Annotated in this window: 25 protein-coding genes; 6 read left to right on the top strand and 19 right to left on the bottom strand. The window is 33.4% G+C overall.

Annotation, left to right across the window (positions count from 1 at the left end):
- Window positions 1–10: 10 nt before the first annotated feature.
- The 19 genes from N4A35_05470 to N4A35_05380 form a co-directional block, all read right to left on the bottom strand.
- Window positions 11–484: a hypothetical protein gene (locus tag N4A35_05470; GenBank protein ID MCT4580849.1), complete on the bottom strand. Its 474-nt coding sequence runs from the start codon at window positions 482–484 to the stop codon at window positions 11–13.
- Window positions 484–1,347 carry a hypothetical protein gene (locus N4A35_05465; protein MCT4580848.1) on the bottom strand — a complete coding sequence of 288 codons (864 nt, stop codon included), beginning with the start codon at window positions 1,345–1,347 and terminating at the stop codon, window positions 484–486. The genes N4A35_05470 and N4A35_05465 overlap by 1 nt, the downstream gene beginning before the upstream one ends.
- A 4-nt stretch (window positions 1,348–1,351) precedes the next feature.
- On the bottom strand, window positions 1,352–2,995 hold the full coding sequence (locus N4A35_05460) for a leucine-rich repeat protein (protein MCT4580847.1): 1,644 nt from the start codon (window positions 2,993–2,995) through the stop codon (window positions 1,352–1,354).
- Window positions 2,996–2,997: 2 nt separating this feature from the next.
- Window positions 2,998–3,294 carry a hypothetical protein gene (locus tag N4A35_05455; protein MCT4580846.1) on the bottom strand — a complete coding sequence of 99 codons (297 nt, stop codon included), beginning with the start codon at window positions 3,292–3,294 and terminating at the stop codon, window positions 2,998–3,000.
- Window positions 3,287–3,859 (bottom strand): hypothetical protein, encoded by a 573-nt coding sequence (locus N4A35_05450; protein MCT4580845.1) that lies wholly within the window; start codon window positions 3,857–3,859, stop codon window positions 3,287–3,289. The genes N4A35_05455 and N4A35_05450 overlap by 8 nt, the downstream gene beginning before the upstream one ends.
- A 3-nt stretch (window positions 3,860–3,862) precedes the next feature.
- The gene (locus tag N4A35_05445) at window positions 3,863–4,858 is read right to left on the bottom strand and encodes a hypothetical protein (GenBank protein ID MCT4580844.1); all 996 of its coding nucleotides are present in this window, start codon (window positions 4,856–4,858) and stop codon (window positions 3,863–3,865) included.
- Window positions 4,859–4,860: 2 nt separating this feature from the next.
- Window positions 4,861–5,484: a DUF6046 domain-containing protein gene (locus N4A35_05440; GenBank protein ID MCT4580843.1), complete on the bottom strand. Its 624-nt coding sequence runs from the start codon at window positions 5,482–5,484 to the stop codon at window positions 4,861–4,863.
- Window positions 5,484–7,556: a phage tail tape measure protein gene (locus N4A35_05435; protein MCT4580842.1), complete on the bottom strand. Its 2,073-nt coding sequence runs from the start codon at window positions 7,554–7,556 to the stop codon at window positions 5,484–5,486. The genes N4A35_05440 and N4A35_05435 overlap by 1 nt, the downstream gene beginning before the upstream one ends.
- Window positions 7,549–7,725 carry a hypothetical protein gene (locus N4A35_05430; protein MCT4580841.1) on the bottom strand — a complete coding sequence of 59 codons (177 nt, stop codon included), beginning with the start codon at window positions 7,723–7,725 and terminating at the stop codon, window positions 7,549–7,551. Before N4A35_05430 ends, N4A35_05435 begins: the two co-directional genes overlap by 8 nt.
- Before the next feature lie 68 nt (window positions 7,726–7,793).
- Complete coding sequence (locus N4A35_05425) at window positions 7,794–8,120, bottom strand: hypothetical protein (GenBank protein MCT4580840.1); 327 nt, start codon at window positions 8,118–8,120, stop codon at window positions 7,794–7,796.
- A gap of 4 nt (window positions 8,121–8,124) precedes the next feature.
- Window positions 8,125–8,319 carry a hypothetical protein gene (locus N4A35_05420; GenBank protein ID MCT4580839.1) on the bottom strand — a complete coding sequence of 65 codons (195 nt, stop codon included), beginning with the start codon at window positions 8,317–8,319 and terminating at the stop codon, window positions 8,125–8,127.
- 40 nt (window positions 8,320–8,359) lie between these two features.
- A complete protein-coding gene (locus tag N4A35_05415) occupies window positions 8,360–8,791 on the bottom strand; it encodes a hypothetical protein (protein MCT4580838.1) in 432 nt (143 codons plus the stop codon).
- Window positions 8,792–8,796: 5 nt separating this feature from the next.
- Window positions 8,797–10,074 carry a DUF2586 family protein gene (locus N4A35_05410; GenBank protein ID MCT4580837.1) on the bottom strand — a complete coding sequence of 426 codons (1,278 nt, stop codon included), beginning with the start codon at window positions 10,072–10,074 and terminating at the stop codon, window positions 8,797–8,799.
- Window positions 10,075–10,076: 2 nt separating this feature from the next.
- Window positions 10,077–10,454, bottom strand: a complete 378-nt coding sequence (locus N4A35_05405; protein ID MCT4580836.1) for a hypothetical protein — start codon at window positions 10,452–10,454, stop codon at window positions 10,077–10,079.
- Window positions 10,455–10,470: 16 nt separating this feature from the next.
- Window positions 10,471–10,968: a hypothetical protein gene (locus N4A35_05400; GenBank protein MCT4580835.1), complete on the bottom strand. Its 498-nt coding sequence runs from the start codon at window positions 10,966–10,968 to the stop codon at window positions 10,471–10,473.
- The gene (locus N4A35_05395) at window positions 10,965–11,339 is read right to left on the bottom strand and encodes a hypothetical protein (GenBank protein ID MCT4580834.1); all 375 of its coding nucleotides are present in this window, start codon (window positions 11,337–11,339) and stop codon (window positions 10,965–10,967) included. The genes N4A35_05400 and N4A35_05395 overlap by 4 nt, the downstream gene beginning before the upstream one ends.
- A 3-nt stretch (window positions 11,340–11,342) precedes the next feature.
- Window positions 11,343–12,047, bottom strand: a complete 705-nt coding sequence (locus tag N4A35_05390; GenBank protein MCT4580833.1) for an N-acetylmuramoyl-L-alanine amidase — start codon at window positions 12,045–12,047, stop codon at window positions 11,343–11,345.
- An 18-nt stretch (window positions 12,048–12,065) separates the two neighbouring features.
- Window positions 12,066–12,977 carry a hypothetical protein gene (locus tag N4A35_05385; protein MCT4580832.1) on the bottom strand — a complete coding sequence of 304 codons (912 nt, stop codon included), beginning with the start codon at window positions 12,975–12,977 and terminating at the stop codon, window positions 12,066–12,068.
- Window positions 12,978–12,987: 10 nt separating this feature from the next.
- Window positions 12,988–14,079, bottom strand: coding sequence for an ATP-dependent Clp protease proteolytic subunit (locus N4A35_05380; protein ID MCT4580831.1), 1,092 nt, complete (start codon window positions 14,077–14,079; stop codon window positions 12,988–12,990).
- A gap of 164 nt (window positions 14,080–14,243) precedes the next feature.
- Between N4A35_05380 and N4A35_05375 the strand changes: the two genes are divergently transcribed.
- The 6 genes from N4A35_05375 to N4A35_05350 all read left to right on the top strand — a co-directional run bounded on the left by N4A35_05375 (window position 14,244) and on the right by N4A35_05350 (window position 20,537).
- A complete protein-coding gene (locus N4A35_05375) occupies window positions 14,244–14,705 on the top strand; it encodes a DUF1804 family protein (protein MCT4580830.1) in 462 nt (153 codons plus the stop codon).
- Window positions 14,705–16,219 (top strand): hypothetical protein, encoded by a 1,515-nt coding sequence (locus tag N4A35_05370; GenBank protein MCT4580829.1) that lies wholly within the window; start codon window positions 14,705–14,707, stop codon window positions 16,217–16,219. The genes N4A35_05375 and N4A35_05370 overlap by 1 nt, the downstream gene beginning before the upstream one ends.
- 20 nt (window positions 16,220–16,239) lie before the next feature.
- Window positions 16,240–16,665 (top strand): DUF1320 domain-containing protein, encoded by a 426-nt coding sequence (locus N4A35_05365; GenBank protein ID MCT4580828.1) that lies wholly within the window; start codon window positions 16,240–16,242, stop codon window positions 16,663–16,665.
- 25 nt (window positions 16,666–16,690) lie between these two features.
- Window positions 16,691–19,255: a DUF935 family protein gene (locus N4A35_05360; protein MCT4580827.1), complete on the top strand. Its 2,565-nt coding sequence runs from the start codon at window positions 16,691–16,693 to the stop codon at window positions 19,253–19,255.
- A gap of 164 nt (window positions 19,256–19,419) precedes the next feature.
- Complete coding sequence (locus N4A35_05355; protein MCT4580826.1) at window positions 19,420–19,986, top strand: phage virion morphogenesis protein; 567 nt, start codon at window positions 19,420–19,422, stop codon at window positions 19,984–19,986.
- 2 nt (window positions 19,987–19,988) lie between these two features.
- Window positions 19,989–20,537: a hypothetical protein gene (locus N4A35_05350; protein ID MCT4580825.1), complete on the top strand. Its 549-nt coding sequence runs from the start codon at window positions 19,989–19,991 to the stop codon at window positions 20,535–20,537.
- Window positions 20,538–20,549: the final 12 nt, after the last annotated feature.

The raw sequence follows: 20,549 nt of genomic DNA, 5'->3' as shown, positions 1-20,549 counted from the left end.
TATTATTGTATTAAAAAGTTTCTATTTTGTATTTCTTACCAGCTGCTTTATAAAAATCGATTTGTTCTCTAACTACTTTTTCATTGAAAGTCACAGAAGAGGGGATAAATACAATAAAGTCTATCTTCTCTACAGCTTCATCATTGTTTATTAAATAAACAGGAACATTTTCGTTGGCATTATAAACAAATAAAGGTGGTAATAATTCAGCGCTATTATAAACGTAGTTATAGGTAGAATTTGCAGTATCTTGTATGTAAATTCTCCTTTGAGTATTATCATACAAATCATTTAGATAGTGTTCTAAATAGATAATTTGACCATTAAAAATAAGTTTATAATCAGTATCTGCTTTAAATTGATTGTACAATATATTTACAGCTTTTATTGGGTGTAAAATCAGGTATAAAAAAGCTATTGTTTTATCCTTTCTTTTTGAGAAAGGCAACAACTTATTAATTAAATTATTAAAATCTATTAGCATTATTTATATGTTATTGTTGTTGACAAAGGGTTAGTGACAGAAGCTTTTAAATGTCCTGCATTTGGTCTATAATAGTTGTTTTGAACGATTTGAAATGGTAAAACCCCGTATCTAGCCAATGCTGTATTAAAAACAGGATCAATAACACCTTCTATCTTCTGAATTTCATCTGTAAGCTTTGTAAAATTTAAAACACCATCAAAAGGTAGGTTTTGAATGTAATTTTTAATCACATCAATAACAGGATAAGTACCAGGAGCAATTAAAGATTCGCCTGAACCTGAGATTACCTGTTGATTGACAGTGATAGTATAGTGTATTTCAATTTCATCAGCGTCTGAACTAATAACGGCAATATTAGTACCAGCAAATTTAATTTTATTGATGTAGTTATTAAAAGCAACTAATTCGATGCCAGTTAATGGCTCTGGAGTTCCTGAACCATCAATTTTGGCAACTTTTATCCTCAATTGTGAACCAACTTCTGAAACCGCAGCTCGTTGTATAATTTGATTTGTTGTGTTAATACTTGGATATTGGTATTTATGATCAACAAAAGCTAAAGTATCACCAAATTGAAACTTTAAGCATTCCTGTCTATACCATCGTATATTGCCTGTAACTGCAGCTTTTACCCTTTCTTCAATTTCTGCTTTATGTCTATCAAAAATATTTTCATGTACCCATGCTGCCACAGCAAACAACCAAATGAACAGCCTCCAATTAGCGACTTTACTAGTTGTAGTTAAATCATTTAACAATGTTTGTGAATTGTCAATCTGTGGCTGAAGGTTAGAAAGTTCAGACATTTGTTGTTTTTCTGTGATGATTGAATCGTATATTTCTGTAATTAATCTAGCCATTTTTTTATTGTGTTACTGTCCAACCTTTATTGGTTGCTATTAATAAGTCCGAAGCTGTTAAATTTGATACTCCAATATTTCCTGTTATTGTTATCGTTGCTGATACTGTTGCTAAATCATTGAAAATTTGTATTAAGGCTGTTCTATCTAGGTTGCAGTTAGCAACACTAAAAGATACTGAGATATTAGGAACTCTTAATTCAGACAATGAGTAGCAATTATCAAACATTTGAGAAGTAACAGTGAGGTTACCTAAATCACTAAAAACAATACTTTTTATAGCTCTACAACCTAAAAACATATATTGAGCATTAGATAATGCTGTTGATATTACCTCAATAGATTCCAATGCATAATTATTCATAAACATTCTAGTAGCAGTTGTACAAGCTGGAATATTGACTAACCCTAATTTACATAGACTAAAATTGTTCTGTGAAAAAGAGTTTGCATTTGATGCATTAACAGCTGTTATATTACCTAGTTCTCTTATGCTGGAATCGCTAAAGACATATAGAGTTGGTCCTGTGTAAGTTAAGTTACCAACTTTTTCAATATTTCGTGCCGCATTTATATAAGGTAAAGTGTTGGAGTTAGTGATATTCAAGTCTCCTAACTTATTTATGCCCGAATATGAAAACATATTATTCAAAACAGTTGGTTTAGTCCAGTCTAATTCAACAACTCGAATATTTGGATTATAGTTAAATAGACTATTTAAGTTAGCACTTGGTGTTGTTCCTAATATTCTAAACCTTTCCAATAAAAACATCTTACCATTATTACCTCCAGCATAAACGTGTGCAACATTTGGAGCTATAAAAACAATATCTAACCAATTAGCAATAACACCAGTATTGTAATTATAACTAAATAATGAAGTGAAATTGTTAGTTGTTATTGTAGGCGTTACAGTAACTATAACTTGTTTATAGCCATCACTTGTTAAAGTAGCACTATTAATTAAGTTATAATCGTATGTATGGACAGCATTCGTATTGCTGTTATAATTAACAATGTTACCATCTCCCCAATCAACAGTATAACCTCCTGTAACGCTGAAACGCATGGTTAATTCATTTCTTCCGTCAGGAAATACAGCCAACAAACCAACAAACTTATCCTCATTAACTGGATCTGTTAATGCTAACCACTCATTATTTCTTTTCCATTTCTCAGAAACTAAAACTTTTCCATTAGTCAATTCTCCAATAGGGGTGTCATTGTCATCCACAACCTCTATGTTTAGATCATTGGTAGCTGGTAAATTAATTAATAGGTGATTATTTATTGTAATGATAGAATCAGGTAGATTTAGTATTGTTCCTGTTGGAACAACTTCGCTATAACTGTTATCACTATTTTTAGCAACTCCGTCTCCCCCAGTTGGTGGAGGTGGTGGAATTACTACAGGAGTAAAAATAAAGCTTCCAGTAGCTGTTTTATATCCAATTTCATTAAAGTAATTAACGACCTGTTCATCAATAGCTTTGATATTAGGAATATTCAACTTTTGCCCAGGAGCAATTTCACTATCAACATTCAAAGAGTTGGCATTTAAAATATAGAATATGGCGCTAATATCACCATACTCTTGGAGTGCTATATCCCATAAGTTTTGATTTTTTATGACTGTTATCGTTTTCATACTTATATATTTGTAGCATCAATATTTATTACTCCATTGTTAACTTTCATTTTTCCTACTTGCTTATTATCTAATTCCAAGTGTAGTTTTAACTTTCGTTTAACTTCTTCAATATTAGAAGACTTTAACATTGAAATTATATTTGGACCAATCAAAGGAAACTGTTTTAATTCACCTTGATTTAATGAAACGATGGTATCTACCTCCTGATGTAAAGAATCACCAATAACAAAATCACCATTTCGGATTGCAATATCTCCTGTATCATCCGTCAATATATCTGTGTAAAGATTAGCCATGTTTTATTTTTTTATTTTCAACATTTGAGAAGTTCCCTAATGTTTTTCCTGATATTGCTGTTTTAAATGCCGCTTGTAAAGCTGATGGTGAACCACTACCAGGTTCAGGTATTGGAGCTGGACTATTAATCACACCTATTAAAGCACTCAAAACAGCATTATTCTTATTAAGTTGCTTAACCAATTCAGGGGTCTTAGTTAAACCACCAAAGCCGTCACCATTTATTGTTGCTGTTCCATCATCTTTTAAATGGAGTTTAAATCCATTTTTAACGGTAATTAAATAGCTATCAATTTCTTCAGCCATTAACAATAATGCATTCATATCAGAATTTTCTACCATTCCAATAAGAACTTTAGTACCAATAGTAGGTATTGTTAAAATTCCAGTTGTATTAATATTCAATAAAACATCTTCAAAAGGCAAATCATCTTCTAAACCAATTGCAGTCATAGTGCCATTGCTTAAATCAATACTATCAACTTTTGCCCATTGAATTGTAAGAGGTATCATATCACTTACAATTGCTCGAACAGATTGCCTTATTTCTTCTTCAAAAGCCATTATTTATGCTTGTCTATCAATTTTTACTTCTCTTCTGTATCCACTATCTGAAAATGAGGTAACAACCTGTTGAATTTTATATTTACCCGCTCTTTCGGGATAATCTTTGTCAACTAAGTTGACAGTGTATCCATGAGAAATAAAAGGAAAACCGAAAGTTTGAAAACTTCCTTTATACCCATCTACTTTAAGCCGTTTTAAATCCTCATCAGCTTTCTGTTTTAATTCTTCTATGTTAGAAATATTGAAATAACTCAGTCTCTGTTCTTGACCATCTTTATCACCAACAGATACTTGTAACTTATTACCATTACTAAGTGTTGAAGTTGCAGTTACTTTTATTTTAACATCATCTGAAACAAGGTATTTTAATTGATTACTAATTATGTTTTGTGAGAAATCATAATTAACCACAGAATCATCATCAGTATATATTTTACCTGATACAAGCGTACTTCCTTTAAAATAACTATAGATTCCCATGCTTTTTAATCGAGAAAGTACTTGAGCAACATTTTCTCCTTTTTTAGTTCTAAAAGCTCCAATAGTAGCATCAGCAGTATCAATGTTAATTCCTAATTCATCAGGGATAATAGCTTTCAATAAATCAGAAATTTTTGTTCGTTTACTTGCATATTTAGCACCTAATTGTTTTAGTTTCCACATATAGTCTTCACATTGAATTTTAATTGGAATATCCGCTTCAACATCAGAAACAAAACCAGTAAACTCATCATGATATGTGTTATTATATCCAAGTTTGATTTGAACAACATCACCTCTTCTGATCCATTGCTTTATATCAGTAGGGGTGCCATCATTTAATAAAGGTAACTTGATATTTCGTGGCAATTCTATTTCAGCTTTATCAGTTAAGTTTTTCCAAGAGGTATCTATTTTACATTTTGATATACGCCTAATTTCAAACGCTTGTCTTCTGTCGTTTGCTTCAAACTTTATATAGGCTACCATTGCTAACATTATAATTAAGTATTTCATTTTTATTTTAGTATTAATTCAACAGGTTCGGTACTTTCGCATGAGAGCATAAACGGTCTATTATTGGGATACCCTTTTACTTGGGGTAGAGTTATTTCGTCAATGTCAATTTTGTAAATAGATAGTAAGCGAAACAATTTACCTGATACACGAATAGAATCAGCTAAGTTTTCAAACTCCTGTAGTCTTAATAATGTTTCTTCAGGAAAATCTCCTGATGCTTCAGGTAAGATTAAACCTCTTATTCTAATTTTCCAATCATCCAAACCGTATGTTTCTTTAATACTTCCATTACCTCCGTTTACTCTTGTTTTTCTTTTAATTTTTGATCGCCTAAAATCAACCATTGTAGTTGCTGGAAGTTGTAAATCTTGAAGTTCTTTTTGCTTGATTTGTCCATCACTATAATAATTGTATGTACCACCAAGAAACGTGATTGGAAAAATAATTGGAGTACCTAAATAGCTTTTAACATTGGATTCATCAATAGTAATAACCTCAGCATTAGGGAATAGAATATTCTCTACAGGTTGCTCTGTTGTACCAGTATCATAAACTGCCAATTTTCCAGCTGCGCCAAAAGCAGCATTAAAAGCTTGTGATATATCGTATCTTAACTCTGCCATTATCCTAATGTTACTAAAGCATCTCTACCTGAATCAACAAATAGTTGTGTCATCTTCTCTTTTATTTCTTCTAGTTTTTGATCAAGGTTATCAGATAGTGTAAAGTGGTTTGTAATTTCTAAATTCATAGTAATACTCTTAGCATTCCCTGCTGTGGTACCAACTGCTGCTGTAGGCTGTTGTACTGTACTAACTGCTCCACTACCAATTGATGATTCAGGGAACAAATTAGCATCAGCTGAAGCACCAAGTGCATTTTCTCTTTCCAGTTTTTGTTGAAATGTTTCTTGGACCTCTTCGCCTTTAGGGTCTGTTGTAACTTCACCATCACCTTTAACAGTTATTGTAGCCTCTTCATCACCTCCAAATCCAAATAAACTTTTAATGGAGTTCCAAACAGCTTTCATCTTTTCCCATAATTTTGAAGCCCACCCAGTCAAGTAATCCCAAATACCTGAGAAAAAATCTTTTAAAGCTTGTTTGAATCCAGGGAATATTCTGTCCACTATATCTATTAACCAAGCGAAAGGGTTATTTTTAGCAATCCATTTAATGAATTTCCATATAACGGCTGTGATTTGGTCCCAATATTTAACTAATGCAACAACAGCTGCAATAGCAGCACCAATTCCGACAATAATTAAACCGATTGGATTCGCTGTCATTGCAACATTTAATCCAATTTGCGCAACAGTTGCGCTTCCTAAACTCAATACAAAAGAACCTAATCCTTGAAGAGCTGCTAATATAAAACGTCCTGAAGCCATTAATGCTTTAAATCCTGATATTGCAACCCATTTACCAAAGCTAAAAGCTTGTAAACCTGCCCATTTCAAACCTCTACCAACTAACATAATAGAACTCCAAAAACCACCCATTATCAATTTTACACCTTCAATTGCTCCAGCTAATTGAGATAAGACACCAATACCTTTAATTCCTCCTTGAACAAATGGTAAAAATCCCTCAGTTGCATTGAATAGAGAAATACCTAAATCCTTAAATTTAGCATTTAAGCGACCCATTTTTTCAGAAAACGAACTCATAATTGTTTCTGATTGTTGAACAGTAGTATTAGTTCCAGTAACAGCTACTGTCATTTTATCAATTGAATCTGTATTGCCTATTAAAGCAGCTGCTGCTAACTGATTTTCCTTACCAAACAATTTGGTAATTAAAGCACTATCATTACTAACTTTTTGAAGTTCTCTTAAACGCTCAGTAAATCCAATAGACTTATCTGATAGCTTATTAATATCAACACCAGCAAGCGCTAACTCCTTTTGTACATCTTTGGGCAAGAATCTTCCTTGTGATAAAGTTGTCAATACATTTCGAAGAGCAACACCTCCTTCAGCTCCTTTTTTACCTGATTTATCTAGTTGTTCAATAGAAGCAACAAGCACTTCAAAAGGGAGGTTTGCTCTTTTAGCATCTCCACCGACATTTTGAATGGCAGCTTTTAAAGCAGGAAGTTCGGCACTTCCTTCTTTTGCTCCAGCACTCATAGCGTTCATCATTAACGATAATTGCTCTTGTGCCTTTATTGGGTTATCTAAACTAACACTATATTGATTCATTGCTGTTGTCAATACTTCAACTGCACCTGTAGTGTCGCCATTCATTGTTTTAGAAAGCCTAAAAACATTTTCAGTCATTTTATTTAACACATCAGGCGTATCAGCTAAAGATGGACCTAATTGTGATAATAACAACTTATATACTTCAACACCTTGGGAAGCTTCGCCACCATAAGTTTTGGCTAGCTTTCGGGCATTTGTTTCCATTACTTGTAATTGCTCATTTGTTGAACCTGTAATGGCTTCTAAATCTTTTAAACTACTTTGTAAGTTAACACCAGGATTAATAGCTTGGTCGATACTGTCTCCTAACTGTGAAAAAGTTTGGTTAACTTGCTGAAAAGCAATAGCCTTTAATGCTATTTTATCAAATGAGCCTGCTAAACCATCAAATCTTTTGGCTGTACCTTCAACTTGACTAGCCATCTTTTTGAGTGGTCCAGTTACCTTATCAACAAGGTTAAGAATCCATTTTGTACTTACATCAGCCATTTTCGTTGGTTTGTTCAGCGTTTCGGGTAGAGTTTTCTTCTTTGCCTAGTAGCAAAGCTTGTAGCATTTCTGCTTGATTCCTAAGGTCAAATCGTTTAATCCAAAAGGCTTGTTGGAAGAGTTCTGCCCAACGCTCTTCTTCCAAGCCCTCTGGATTTATACCAAACAAATGCCTTATGAGTGCATTTCCTTTTTGAATGAGATCGAAGCCGTCTCTGTCATCAATGACAGCTTCGCTTAAAGCTTTTTTACCTTAGCAGATTTGCTTTCAGTTAATACGTGCATTTGAGAGCTTACACCAGCCATTAACTTTACATTTGACTTGAATTTTTCATCACCTCCAAGCCAGCAAGCTTTTAGGAATAATAACCCTGCTGCCATTTCATCTGTTTTTGCTTTAGATGTTATAGCACCAAGTTTATCAATTTCAGGTTCTTTTAAATAGCATACATGAACAGCATCTTCAGTTTCAACATCAAAACGATAGACGTTTCCGTGTGCTTGTTTCCATTGGGTGATTTGAGCATTAGTTACTTCACCGATTGTTTGGGTCTTTTTGGACATAATTTTAGTTTTTTTGTTGGTGTTTCCAGTTTTCAATATCAGCGTGTGACACTTCATTGATTGTGTCTTCAATTAAAGGGGGATTAGCCCCTTGTTTAATTAATTCATCACGATGTTTTATTTTTCGGATTCTTCTTTCTTCAGACAGTAGATAGTTTCCGAAGCTAACTAAGTCTTTTCGATTAAAATAGGTTACCATTTTCTTTTATTTTTTCATGGTTATGTGGCACTATTGCCAATTATATATTGTAATCAACATGAGAGGTCAACAATTCATATTTATGCATCATTTTACCTTCTCCTTGTTTTGTACTTCTACCGTTTGATTTAAAACGGCAATTACGAATTACATCTTTGAGGATTTCTCCGTCATATTCATATACTACAGATATATCAAAAGGTGCAATTTCTTGTAAACGTTTACCAGGAGGCAAAGACTTTTGAAGTGCAATAGTTTCTTCAACATATAAAGAGATAGAAGCTTTTGCTGTGTAATTCCCCATAGATTGACCAACTGGATAGTTTCCTGCTCCATGTTCGTTGTTCATTTCCATTTCATCTTCGTACTCTATTTCAGTAATACCGTCAACGTCTCTACCTAATAAGTTTAACGTTATATTGTTCCACCCGATAAGTGTTCCAAATTTGTTTTTAATTCTAGGTTGTGCCATAATGTTTATGCATTAAATGGATTTGTAATTCCTAATTCGTTAACAATTTCTCGTGCAATTCCTTTAGGGGTAATACTTATCTTAATGATAATTGGATTACCTGATAACACATTTTGCTTTGGATCAATAGATATAGATAAGCCGCTAATCTCATCATCTTTTAACATTTGACCTGTATGTTTTAAAGCTGCGTTTTCCCAATCTGCTATTGTGCTAGGGGCTATAAATCCAGTTGTGGAATCTACATTTATTGTACTTTTCATCTTTGGAGTTAAAGCACGTCTAACATAACGAGCAGCTTTATTCCAAACACGATTCATTTCAATATAAGCATAGTCATCTGCTAACTCTACAGCTGTAGGAGAATCATTAAAATATATTCCAGCGTAAGCCTCATAAAAACCAGCAAAAATATATCCCTTATCTTCTAACACTTTTTGTTCTGTTCTATTAATAGCTGAAATCAATGTTCCATTACTTAAAGAAGCCGTTAGCCATACGCCAGCTGTTGTGTCAGTTAAAGGATAGCTTTCGTCCCCTTTCTTTGTGTCAGGTTTTTCAATAATATTAACTGACCCTAAATTCTCATGAACTTTTCTTACGCTCAACATCCCTAATCCAGCCCCTACTGCTGCATACTTAGCATAAGCATTATCTAAAGCTCTAATTGATGGGTCAGATGCGATAATAACAGATATATTTTCACTCGACTTTGTACGCATATCTTCCATCGTTGATATTGTACCTCCAGCATCTCTACCCTCAATTAAAACAGAGTCAACATAGATTGCATCTTCTTTAAGAGCATCTACTAACTCTTGTGCTTTAACAACAGCAGCGGTTGCATCTGCATCTATTCCATTGGTAATTGTTGGTGTATAGGTAGTTGTATCAGGGTTTAGTACAACACCAAAAGATTTAGCTTCACGATTAACTAATGGGTCTAAAATTAATTTTTTCAAATTATCATTATTAACATCACACATATTAGTAAGTGATGTTCCTTGTGTTACTAACATAATATAAAGAGTTCCATTAGGTGAGAGCCTGAAAAATTCTTTAATATGATGATAAACTAATACACCATTATTTGCATCATAAGCGGCATTTAAATCTAAATCTTCCGCATCACTTGGCTGAATTAACTTTTTAACTTGACCTAAAGCAATCTTTGAGGTGGCAATACCACCAAATAAGATACCCATTACTCCATCAGTAGATGCGTTACGCCTTGATAACCCTCCGTTTTTTTTTTTGTTTTTTGGACCTTGAAATGCTGACATAATTAGCTGTTTTTAGTAGTTTTACTTCCTGTTTTTCCTTTAGCTGCACCACTTTTAGTTGATGTTTTTCTTTTGGGTGTAGTTTTACTACCTGCTTTTACCTTGGTAGAAGCATCTTTAGTTGATGTTTTTACTTTTGGTTCGGTAGTGGATGTTTTCTGTTCTTGATCGGATGATTCCTCTTTTGATTTTAATGGATTTTCTATTTTATGAATTGTTAATCCACCATTAGCAGAAGCGTGATTGTGTGCAGCAAACTTTTTACCTGGTAAAAAGAACTGACCGTCTCTTGTTGCTAATAAAAAATCAACATTTTGATTTTCTTTAAAAACTGGCTGTGCCAATTCTTTTAATTCTGATTGTGAATATTTTTTACTCATTGTTCTCAATATTAGTTTATGTGAATCTTGAAAGAGGATTGATATGTTTGATAAATAAGAATAGCAGCAAGACTATTAACAAAGCAACTACAATAAAAAGTGAAGCTTTATAGTACCACTTCACAGGGTTAACAATAATTTCTTTATGCCTTGATCGTTCAATTAACCTGTCATTTTCATTACGTTGCTTGAGAACCAACTTTTCAGTACTTAAAACCAGTTTTTCCAAACTGTCACAACGCATGTCTAAGCTTAACAAACCATTATGGGACTTTATTTTTGTCTGCGCTCTACCTTTTTGATAAATGATTACTGTATCTGTTTTAAAAACCTCATAAGGTACTTGAACCTTAATAACTTCAGAAGGTATTTTAATTGTATCAATCTTTACTCTATCGATATATACAACACTATCTTGTTTTACACTCATTGATGTAGTTTGCTCTGTAATTGTTTTGTGTGACTTACAAGCAAAAGACAATAAAGTAATAGCTATGTATATTAATCGAATCATTTAGCTGTTAATTGAGCAATTAGTTTTTTGTTTTCTCTAGTTAATGATTGAACTTTCGTTTCTAGTGTTTTAATCTCCTGAGTTAGTTTTGTATTTTGAACAGTTAATTCATTTACTTTTTGATTTAGCTGCCTATTTTCATTTAAAATAAGCGTTTGGTCATTTATTATTTTCTGCTGGTTCTTTCTTAGTGTATCTACTTCTTTTTTTAAATCCTCTGCTAACTTTCTCCAAATTCCAGCGGCTTTATCTACATTGTCAATTTCTAAGGAATCAACCTCAGCAGCATTTTTCTTTCTAGCGAAAAACCATGTAATCAAAGCAGTAAAGAAAGCTGTAGCAACAGTAGATAAGACCTCTACAACTCCCATGACCTAAACCCTTAAAACGGTGTTACAAATAACTTGTGCTATCTTCTGTCGACCAGCTTCACTTGCTAGTATTTCACACTCTTTTTTATTGGTGTGAAACATAGATTCTATCAATATAGCAGGACACTTTGTTTTGGTTATAATTGTAAACTTTGCCTCTTTGTCAATATCTCCATCATCAAAATCGGTTCGCTTGCGTATGTCAGGAAATAGCTTGTTAAATTCCTCCATCCATATTGTTGCAATGCTATCGGATTTTGTGGTGCCTGGAGAAGTAAAAACCTCTGTTCCATGCGCAGAACTATGTTTGTACCCATTACTATGAACTGATATTAAAAAAGGTTTTTTATTGTGTTTTAAGTAATGTTTATTTGCTATTTTAACACGCTGTGATAAGCTGACATCCTTATAATTATCAGGTGCAACCGTAAACAATGTATCTACACCTTTCTTATTAAGCAATTCAGCAGCTCTTTTAACCACATCCCGATTGCCTACACCTTCATAATAGACATTATTTAAAATAGTAGAGCGCTTTCCTTTAGTCACATATTGTTTTGTGATAGGGTGAATGCCCCCGTGTCCAGCATCTAATATTACAATATTTGCCATTTCTTTAGGTTTTAAAGGATTTTCATTTGGAGTACTTGCTCCCATAACTGCTAGGGAAATTCCTAGCATTATGATTAGGTTGAATAAATATTTCATTTTACGTTTTCTTTTTAATTAAACTTTTCCATCGATTAAAGCAGCTTGCTTTCTATCGTCTTCGATTACTGCTCCAATGAACTCACCGTAAATACGGATTTCTGTTCTTGGAATCTCATTACGTGTGTCATTCTCCATGGAAGTCATGGTAAAGAATAAATCATTCAAGTAATAAATCGTGTTTGATTTATCAATAAACACACTAGCAGTACTGTCTGTAGCTATAGGAGTTGCACCTAAAGCTTTTTTAGCACCTGAGTTATCATAAAGAATATCGATATCCGAAGCAGCAAACTTAACTCCAGCATAAGGTACTGGCTTTAGGTTTCTTTCATCCATGATTAATTCACGGAATCTACTTTTGCTCTCTTCATGCGCTTGTAAATCAATTAAATGATTTTTGTTTAAGACACAAACAGGATTTTTAATGTCTGTTTGTCTAAGTAGTTTTAAAATATCAGCAGGAACTAACATTTTACGTCCAGTACCATCATCAGCACCTGATGTTGCAATAACTGGCTTTTTATTAGCTACATGAGAAGTTGGTGCAATAGCGTGCAAAGTATGCTGTAATAAGGCATTTAAAACAGCTTCTTTCAATAACTTTCTTCCTTCTGATTTTTTATCAAAAGCTAAAGCTCGCAATTCTTCTTTATCAAAATAAAGCGTTTCAGTTGTAAACGGCATCCAAGGAATAACTCCTTTTTGACCATTCAATTTTCTAGGAGTTAAAACCCCTGATGTAGTTAAACCTGTTTTAACTTGAATATCATTAATCAATTTGTTAATAGATACTCCTTCAGCTGTAGCAGCACTTTTATTTACTTTGCCTAAGAAACCAGTAAAGGTATCTTCATGGTTTTGTAAATCGTAAATTAATTGAGGTTTTACGAATCTATTTAAGTGATTGCCTGTTGTAAATGTTGCCATGTTCTTTTAATTATGAGTTAGTATATTTTTTAACTAAGGCATCGTAAGCTTCAGGGCTGTTTTCTGCCATTGCCTCTAATTCAGAAGGTGTATAATCATCTAAAGTTTTGCTTGAATCTGTGATCGCTTCAATGTGATCGCTTACCACAACAGTTGCTTGCATATTTTCAAGCATTGCTTTTGTCGTATCAAAATCATTTTTAGCAGCTTTTTTATACAGTTCTTTTTGATTAGCATTAATCTTTTTTGCTTTAACAGCCGACTCAATTAATGTATCAACTTTCTCGTTTTGAACTGTCTCTTTTAAGTTGTCTAATTCAGTTTTATAAACATCTGCTTTATCTGCTTTTGCTTTAAGTGATGTTATTGCTGCCTGAACTTCCTGTTCGTTGGCATTAGGTGTTAAGCCTAATGATAATGCAATTACCTTCATATTTGTATTTTTTATTTGATTTGTGTTTGATTGGGGATTAATAGCAAATGCAACCAATGCTTCAGGAATGTTTTGATATACTTTTTCAGAAAGTAAGGCTTGTATATCTTCGACATCAGGGTTTTCACTTTCTCCAATTATTGCATCGACAAAGCCTTTTGATTTAGCCTCTTTGGCATCCATCCAATAATCTGTTTTCCATAAATCAGCAATTGTTTCTTTGCTCATGCCTGTTTTAGCTGCGTATTGGTCCAAGAAATTATCCTGTAATGTTTGTAAAAGCTTTAAAGCAGAGGACAATTCATCCTCATTACCTTGAACACCAACCATTGGTCGATGAATCATAAACTGACCATTAGAAGCCATTGTTATTTTGCTAGCTTTAATTGCAATGATGGTAGCAGCTGAAGCACATATTGCTCCTAATTCAGCAGTTATGGTACCAGGAAACTTTGAAATAATATTAGCGATCTCATTGGCTTCAAAAACACTTCCGCCGCCACTATTAATATAAAGGGTAACGTTATTAACTCCTTTAGCAACTAACTCATCCACCTTTTGTTCAAAGTCTTCTGAAGAGTTTCGCCAATTGCTAATTGAACCCTTTATTTTAACTTGCGCTTCTGTTTTAGAAGTTGCTGTTACTGATATGTAAAACTTGCTTTTCATTTTTTACAAAGTTCTATCTGATTCTTTGCTAAAAAAAATCGGTTTTACACCTAAGTAGCTGTGTAGTAGTATAATAATTCGATAAAGACACCAGCCTGTAAGTTCAATTTTGTTTTACCTCTATATGACTAGACCTTTGTATAGTAATCAGTTATATATAAGGTATGGCAAAAGATAAGGAGAAGGCACTTGCAAGGGTTTATTACATTGATAATAACCTTGATTCGGATGTGATTGCCAGCAAATTAAATGTTTCAAAAAAAACGGTGGACCGTTGGATAATATCAGGCAATTGGAAAAATTTAAGATTAGCCAAGCAAGTTGCTCCTGAGAAACTTCAGTCCTTTTATGAAGAACTATTACAGGAATTAGTTAAAAAGCGTTTAGAACTAGAAAGGACTGCTGATTCATCGTCTAAAGAAAAGGTAGCGTTAAGTGATGAAATTTCTAAGGTTAGTAAATCATTAGAAGCATCAAGAAAAAGCGACAAACCCTCACTTACAGCAGTTGTACACGTTATTGAATCCTTTATGAATGCACTATTGCAACATGATAGAGTGACTTATTTTAAAATTCTTGACTTCCATATTAACTGGTTACAACAAATGGCTGAAAAATACGGATAATGGCAAACGTAAATAGAAATAAAGCGCTAAAAAGGTATTTGGCTAACCTTGAGTTTATTCGTGAAACTGGAGATGTGAATGCTGATAATTCATTATCGGCTAGGACACAACGAATAGAAAGAGCAAAGAGAGATGTTAAATACATGGTAGAATACTACTTTCCGCATTATGCAACCAGCGAGTGTGCTGATTTTCATATTGAATTTGCTGAAATGGTCAAAAAGCAAAAAGCCTTTAAAGGTTTTGCTGAATGGGGGCGTGGTTTAGCAAAATCGGTATGGTCTGATATATTGATACCCTTTTGGTTGTGGTTGAATGATGATTGCCACTACATGGTAATTATTGGTAACAACTATGATAAAGCTAAAATGTTATTATCAGATATTCAAGCAGAGTTTGAAGCTAACCCTAGGATTCGTCAAGATTTTGGAGAACAAAAAACATTAGGTTCATGGGAAAATGGAAACTTTAGGACAAAAAGCGGTTTTATCGGAAAAGCACTTGGTATGGGACAAAGTGTAAGGGGATTAAGGGTTAAATCCCAACGTCCTGACCTTTGTATTTGTGATGACTTAGAGGGCAAACAATTGATTAAAAACCCCAAACGTCAAGATGAAATGGCTGAGTGGATTCTCAGAGATTTAATCCCAACAATGGACGGTGATTTAAGACGTTTTATTCAAGCAAACAATCGATTTGCTCCACGTATGATTCAAACTGTGTTGCAAGAGAAAAGACCCAATTGGACCATTCACCATATTAAAGCTTATGATCCTGTTACACACAAACCAATATGGTACCAAAAATATAGTGATACTTATTACAAAGAATTAGAAACGGAAGTTGGAACACTTGCAGCATTAGCTGAGTTTAACAATGAACCGCATATTGAAGGTAAGATATTTAAAACAGAATATATCCAATGGGCTAAATTACCAAGGGTAGACCACTTTGATTGTATAGTTGGTTTTTGGGATGTAGCTTATGCAGGAACCCAAACAGCCGATTATAACGCAATCCGTGTATGGGGCATCAAGGACAAAGATTTCTTTTACATTGATTCTTTTGTTAAAAAAACAAAGATGCGAAGTGCTTTGGAGTGGATGGCTGATTTTTCAAAGAACTTACCTAAATCTGTGATTATCAATTGGAGGTTTGAGGCGCAATTTTGGAATGATGAAGTGGAGCGAACAATCAGCGAAGTAGAAAAGGACCACCAAATACATTTAAACATTGTAAAGGCTGACCGTCCAAAAGCAAACAAATACGAACGTATATTGACCTTACATCCTTATTATCAAAATGGTAGGATATACTACAATGAAAAAAAGAAAGGTCACAATGATACACAAATCGGTTTAGCTCAGTTATATGGAATTGAACCAGGTTACAAAGGACATGATGATGCGCCTGATGCAGACCAACAGGCTATTGAGTATTTAAGTGCCTATATTCAAACTTCAACTTTTCAGCCCATTTTAGGAATGAGGCAACGCCCATCAAAAGTGTGGTAATTAACTATAAAACAAACAATATGATTTTTGTTACAAATGGAGATATAGAGGTGTTAATCCGTGCAGATATGTTACAACATATTATTGGAACAGATAGCACTCTTTTAAATAAAGCTGAGTTAGCAGCAATACAGAAAATACGTACTTATTTAAAAACTAGATATGATGTAAACGCTGTATTTGCAGCATCAGGAGCAGATAGAAACGAGTTGATATTGATTTATACAATTGATATTATGTTGTATGATTTACATAGCCGAATTAATCCGAGAAAAATTCCTGATTTAAGACGTACGCGGTATAAAGAAGCAATGGAATGGTTAAAACAGGTTCAACAAGGTGAGTTATGCGCTGAACTCCCAAAAGCTGTCAACAATAATGGACAGCAAATTGGTTCTGATGATATTAAATGGGGAAGCAACCCCAAAAGAGAACATTATTTTTAAATACCATTTAAACAGTAATTAAGCAATGAGTACATTTCAAAATATAAAAAACAGCATTAAAGGTAACGTATTAAAATTATTATCTGATAGGGATATTATTGTTGAAGCTGCGGTTAGAAAATCCAATTCAATTGAAGGAAGAGTACAGCCACATGAAAAAAGTTTAGTCGCTGTAGATATTCAACATTGGAGGGCTGCAATATTATCAGCATTAAATAATGAGGACCCTGATAGGATACAGCTTTATCAAGTCTATGAAAATATATTAATAGACAACCACTTGTCAAGCATCATCGAATCACGTATTTTGCGTGTATTAGGTTCGCCTTTTAAAGTCATTAATAGTGATGGAGAAGAAAATACAGACCTCACTAAACTATTAGAACGTTCTTGGTTTGAACAGTTTATTAAACATACTCTTAGTTCTCGCTTTTGGGGTTCTACATTAATAGAGCTAGTACAAGGGGAAAATGGAATTGAAAAAGCAGTATTAATTCCTAGAGAGAATTGTAACTTTAAAAAGAAAGTAATCTATTTAAAGCCTGATGATGATAAAGGAATCTCATTTGATAAAGTGCCATTATTGAATACAATTGTAGAGATTGGCAACTTTTATAACTTAGGATTGTTGTATAAAGCAGCACCCATAGCATTAGCCAAAAAATATGCGTTAGGCTCTTGGAGTGAATACACAGAAAAGTTTGGGGTGCCTTTTCGTTGGGTAACTACAGACATAACCAACGATACTAGAGCTACGAAATTGGGGGAAATAATGAGCGCGATGGGAAGTGCTGGTTGGGGTGTTTTTAAAAAAGGAGAAGAAATCAATGTGATGGATACTCCAGGAACATCAGCACATCAAATATTTGATGCTTTAATTGAGCGTACAAATAAAGAAATGAGTAAGCTAATATTGGGGCAAACAATGACAACAGATTCAGGTAGTAGTCGTTCACAAGCAGAGGTCCACAAACAAGTTGCTGAAGATAGACACCTTTCAGATAAGATTTTTATTAAAAATATCATCAACGATTCTTTGTTGCCACGATTAAACAATTTAGGTGTAGGAAATTTCGAGGGGTATAGCTTTGATTGGGATACAACAGAGGAACTATCTTTAATTGACCTAATAGACACAGTAACCAAGTTAAGTGGAAGCTATGAAATTGACACTGAATACATCACCGAAAAAACAGGTATCCCAATAATAGGAATAAAAAGTTCAAGTAACAACACACAAGAATTATCAGAGGACGAAAAAACATCCTCAAAAAAAAAAGATAAAACAGTAGCTTTCAATTTCTCTATTCCTGTAATGCAAGAAGATAGTTGTTGCGGTGATACAAGCGAACCTTTAATGGAAAGTCCAACTCTAAAGAAAATCCAAGAAAAATTATTAAAAGATGTACATAGTGGAGTTGTAAAGCTGTCTAGTCAATCTTATTTCGATTACTTAAAAGAGGAATATATAAAAAGTTTAAACGAAGGTTTTAAAGCTATAAAATCATTAGACTATAATAAACCTGATCACACAGCAAAAGCTTTTATGGAAGCTAATATTAGTCGTTTTTCTGCTGCTAAAAACTTAGCAATGGTTAATGAATTAAACGCTGTTTTAAATGATTCTAATTCTTTTAATGAGTTTAGAACTAAAGCACAGCCTTTATTAAAACAATTTAACGCTACTCACTTAAAAACAGAGTATGAATTCGCAAGAGCTGTTGCTCAAAATGCTTCAAGGTATTATCGTCAACAAGATAATATAGAAGAGAATCCATATTATATTTATAAAACAGCTGCAGACAATAGAGTTCGACAATCTCACGAAGTATTGCATAATAAAGTTTTTAGTAAAAAAGATAGTGCAGTACAAGCTATTTACCCTCCAAATGGTTGGGGTTGTCGTTGTGAAATGGTAGAAACATTTGAAGTACCTAAAGGACAGAAGTTGCTATCAGGAAGTGATGCAAAGGAATTGTTACAAAGTAGCGGAATTGATAATAACGGAGTTAGTGAATGGGATAGAATGAAGCAGGGGCGTTTTAATGTGAATCGTGGGGATTTAAAAACTGTTTTTGATGAAAACAAACTTTATGTAAAAGGAAACTTTGAACAGACTTTTAACCTTAAAAATAATGGACTAAAACAACATGCTAACATTAATAAAAATCAATTTAAAGAATTGAAAACAAAGAGCACTTCAAGAATAGAAGCTTTAGAGTGGTTTGATAAACGTGTTGGAGATAACGACTTAAACGACAGTAATAATATTCGATTAACTGATTTTTCTGACAAACCGATTACCATCAATAAAAAACAATTTAAACAACATTTAAAAGATGATCGAGCAGACTATGTATCTGTAATTGATGAGTTATTAAATGCTCCTGATGAAGTTTACCTTGTTAATCAAGGTAATGGAAAGTTTGGTTATAGATATGTGAAATTTTATAAGAATAAGGTAATGAATGCTTTTGTTAGGCTGGATAAAGATAAAAACCTATTAGACCTTAGAACATGGCATCCGTTAGATAAAGCTATTGATACAAAAAGAGAAGGAATATTAGTAAGAAAGTCTAACTATAAATAGACGCTTACCAGCAGGAATACCATTTTGAACACTACACATGAAGTGTAGAATCTTGGCAGGTCGGACGAACCTCTTGCTGAAAGCCTGTTGTCTTGGTTCATTCCCTTTACTAGGTATTCCTGCTAGCTACAGGCGTAAAGCATTAAAACAAATATACAAAAAAAATGGCAAACCAATTTCAAGCACCTGATTTTAATGAAGCTAGCAAAGCTATTACTAAGCTAACTAATAAACTACCCAAGCAAATAGGAGCAATAGCTGAACAGTTTTTTAAAGAAAGTTTCGAGAATCAAGGTTTTACTAATAACACATTAATTCCATGGAAAGGAACTAATTCAGGTAAGGCCAATAAGTTTGGAAAAAAGAGTGAGGGGATTTTAATTAACTCAGGAACTTTAAAAAGAAGTATCTCTTTTGCTGCTAGTAAAGGATATGTTGAAGTTTCTGTGGATGGCGATGTTGTTCCTTATGCTAAAATACATAATGAAGGAGGGATGGTTTCTTTTGCAATAACTGATAAAAGTAGAAAGTTCTTTTGGTTTATGTTTAGTAAAACTTCTGACCAAATGTGGAAGGCTATGGCTTTAACTAAAAAAACATCCATTTCATTTAAAATGCCTAAACGTCAATTTATTGGCAAGAGTGCTATGTTAAACAAACAGATTGAAGGACATATCCTAAAAGGATTTAAAACCGTAGAAAACGAACTATTTAACCCTAAATTTAAATAATTATGAAAGTCATTACTGAAGCTTATAAAGAAATAGCAACAATATTAACTAATGAGATTGCAGATATTGCTTGGATTGATATGTGGCATAATCAAATTAACTTCTTAGAGGATGAATATGCCTTTCCTTTTCCTGCAGTATTCTTATCTTTTAGGGCTGGAGAAATGGAAGATATTTCAAAAGGAGATCAAAACATTGATACATTTATTGATGTGTACCTTGCTTTTGAAACTTTAGCCGATACTTATCAAGGTGCTTTTAATCAGCAAAGTGCTTTAGAATTTGGAAACATCCTACAAAAGATACATCAGAGTTTACATACTAGAAGTGGTGTTCATTTTGGAACATTAAGACGAATGTCTTTTGCTCCTATTGATACTGGAACTGGTATTATGTTGTATCGTGTTACTTATAATGGTATGATTGGAGATTGTAGCATAAGTGATATGCGAGCATGTCAACAAATCGAAGTTGCTAATCCTGGTTATGAATTAGAAAAGGGAGAAAAGACTATAAATCCTAATGATATAACTTATCAGATTGACTGTTGATTAAATTTATTT

Source organism: Flavobacteriales bacterium, assembly GCA_025210295.1.
Lineage (GTDB): Bacteria > Bacteroidota > Bacteroidia > Flavobacteriales_D > Parvicellaceae > S010-51.
This window is presented reverse-complemented; position numbering and strand designations above follow the sequence as displayed.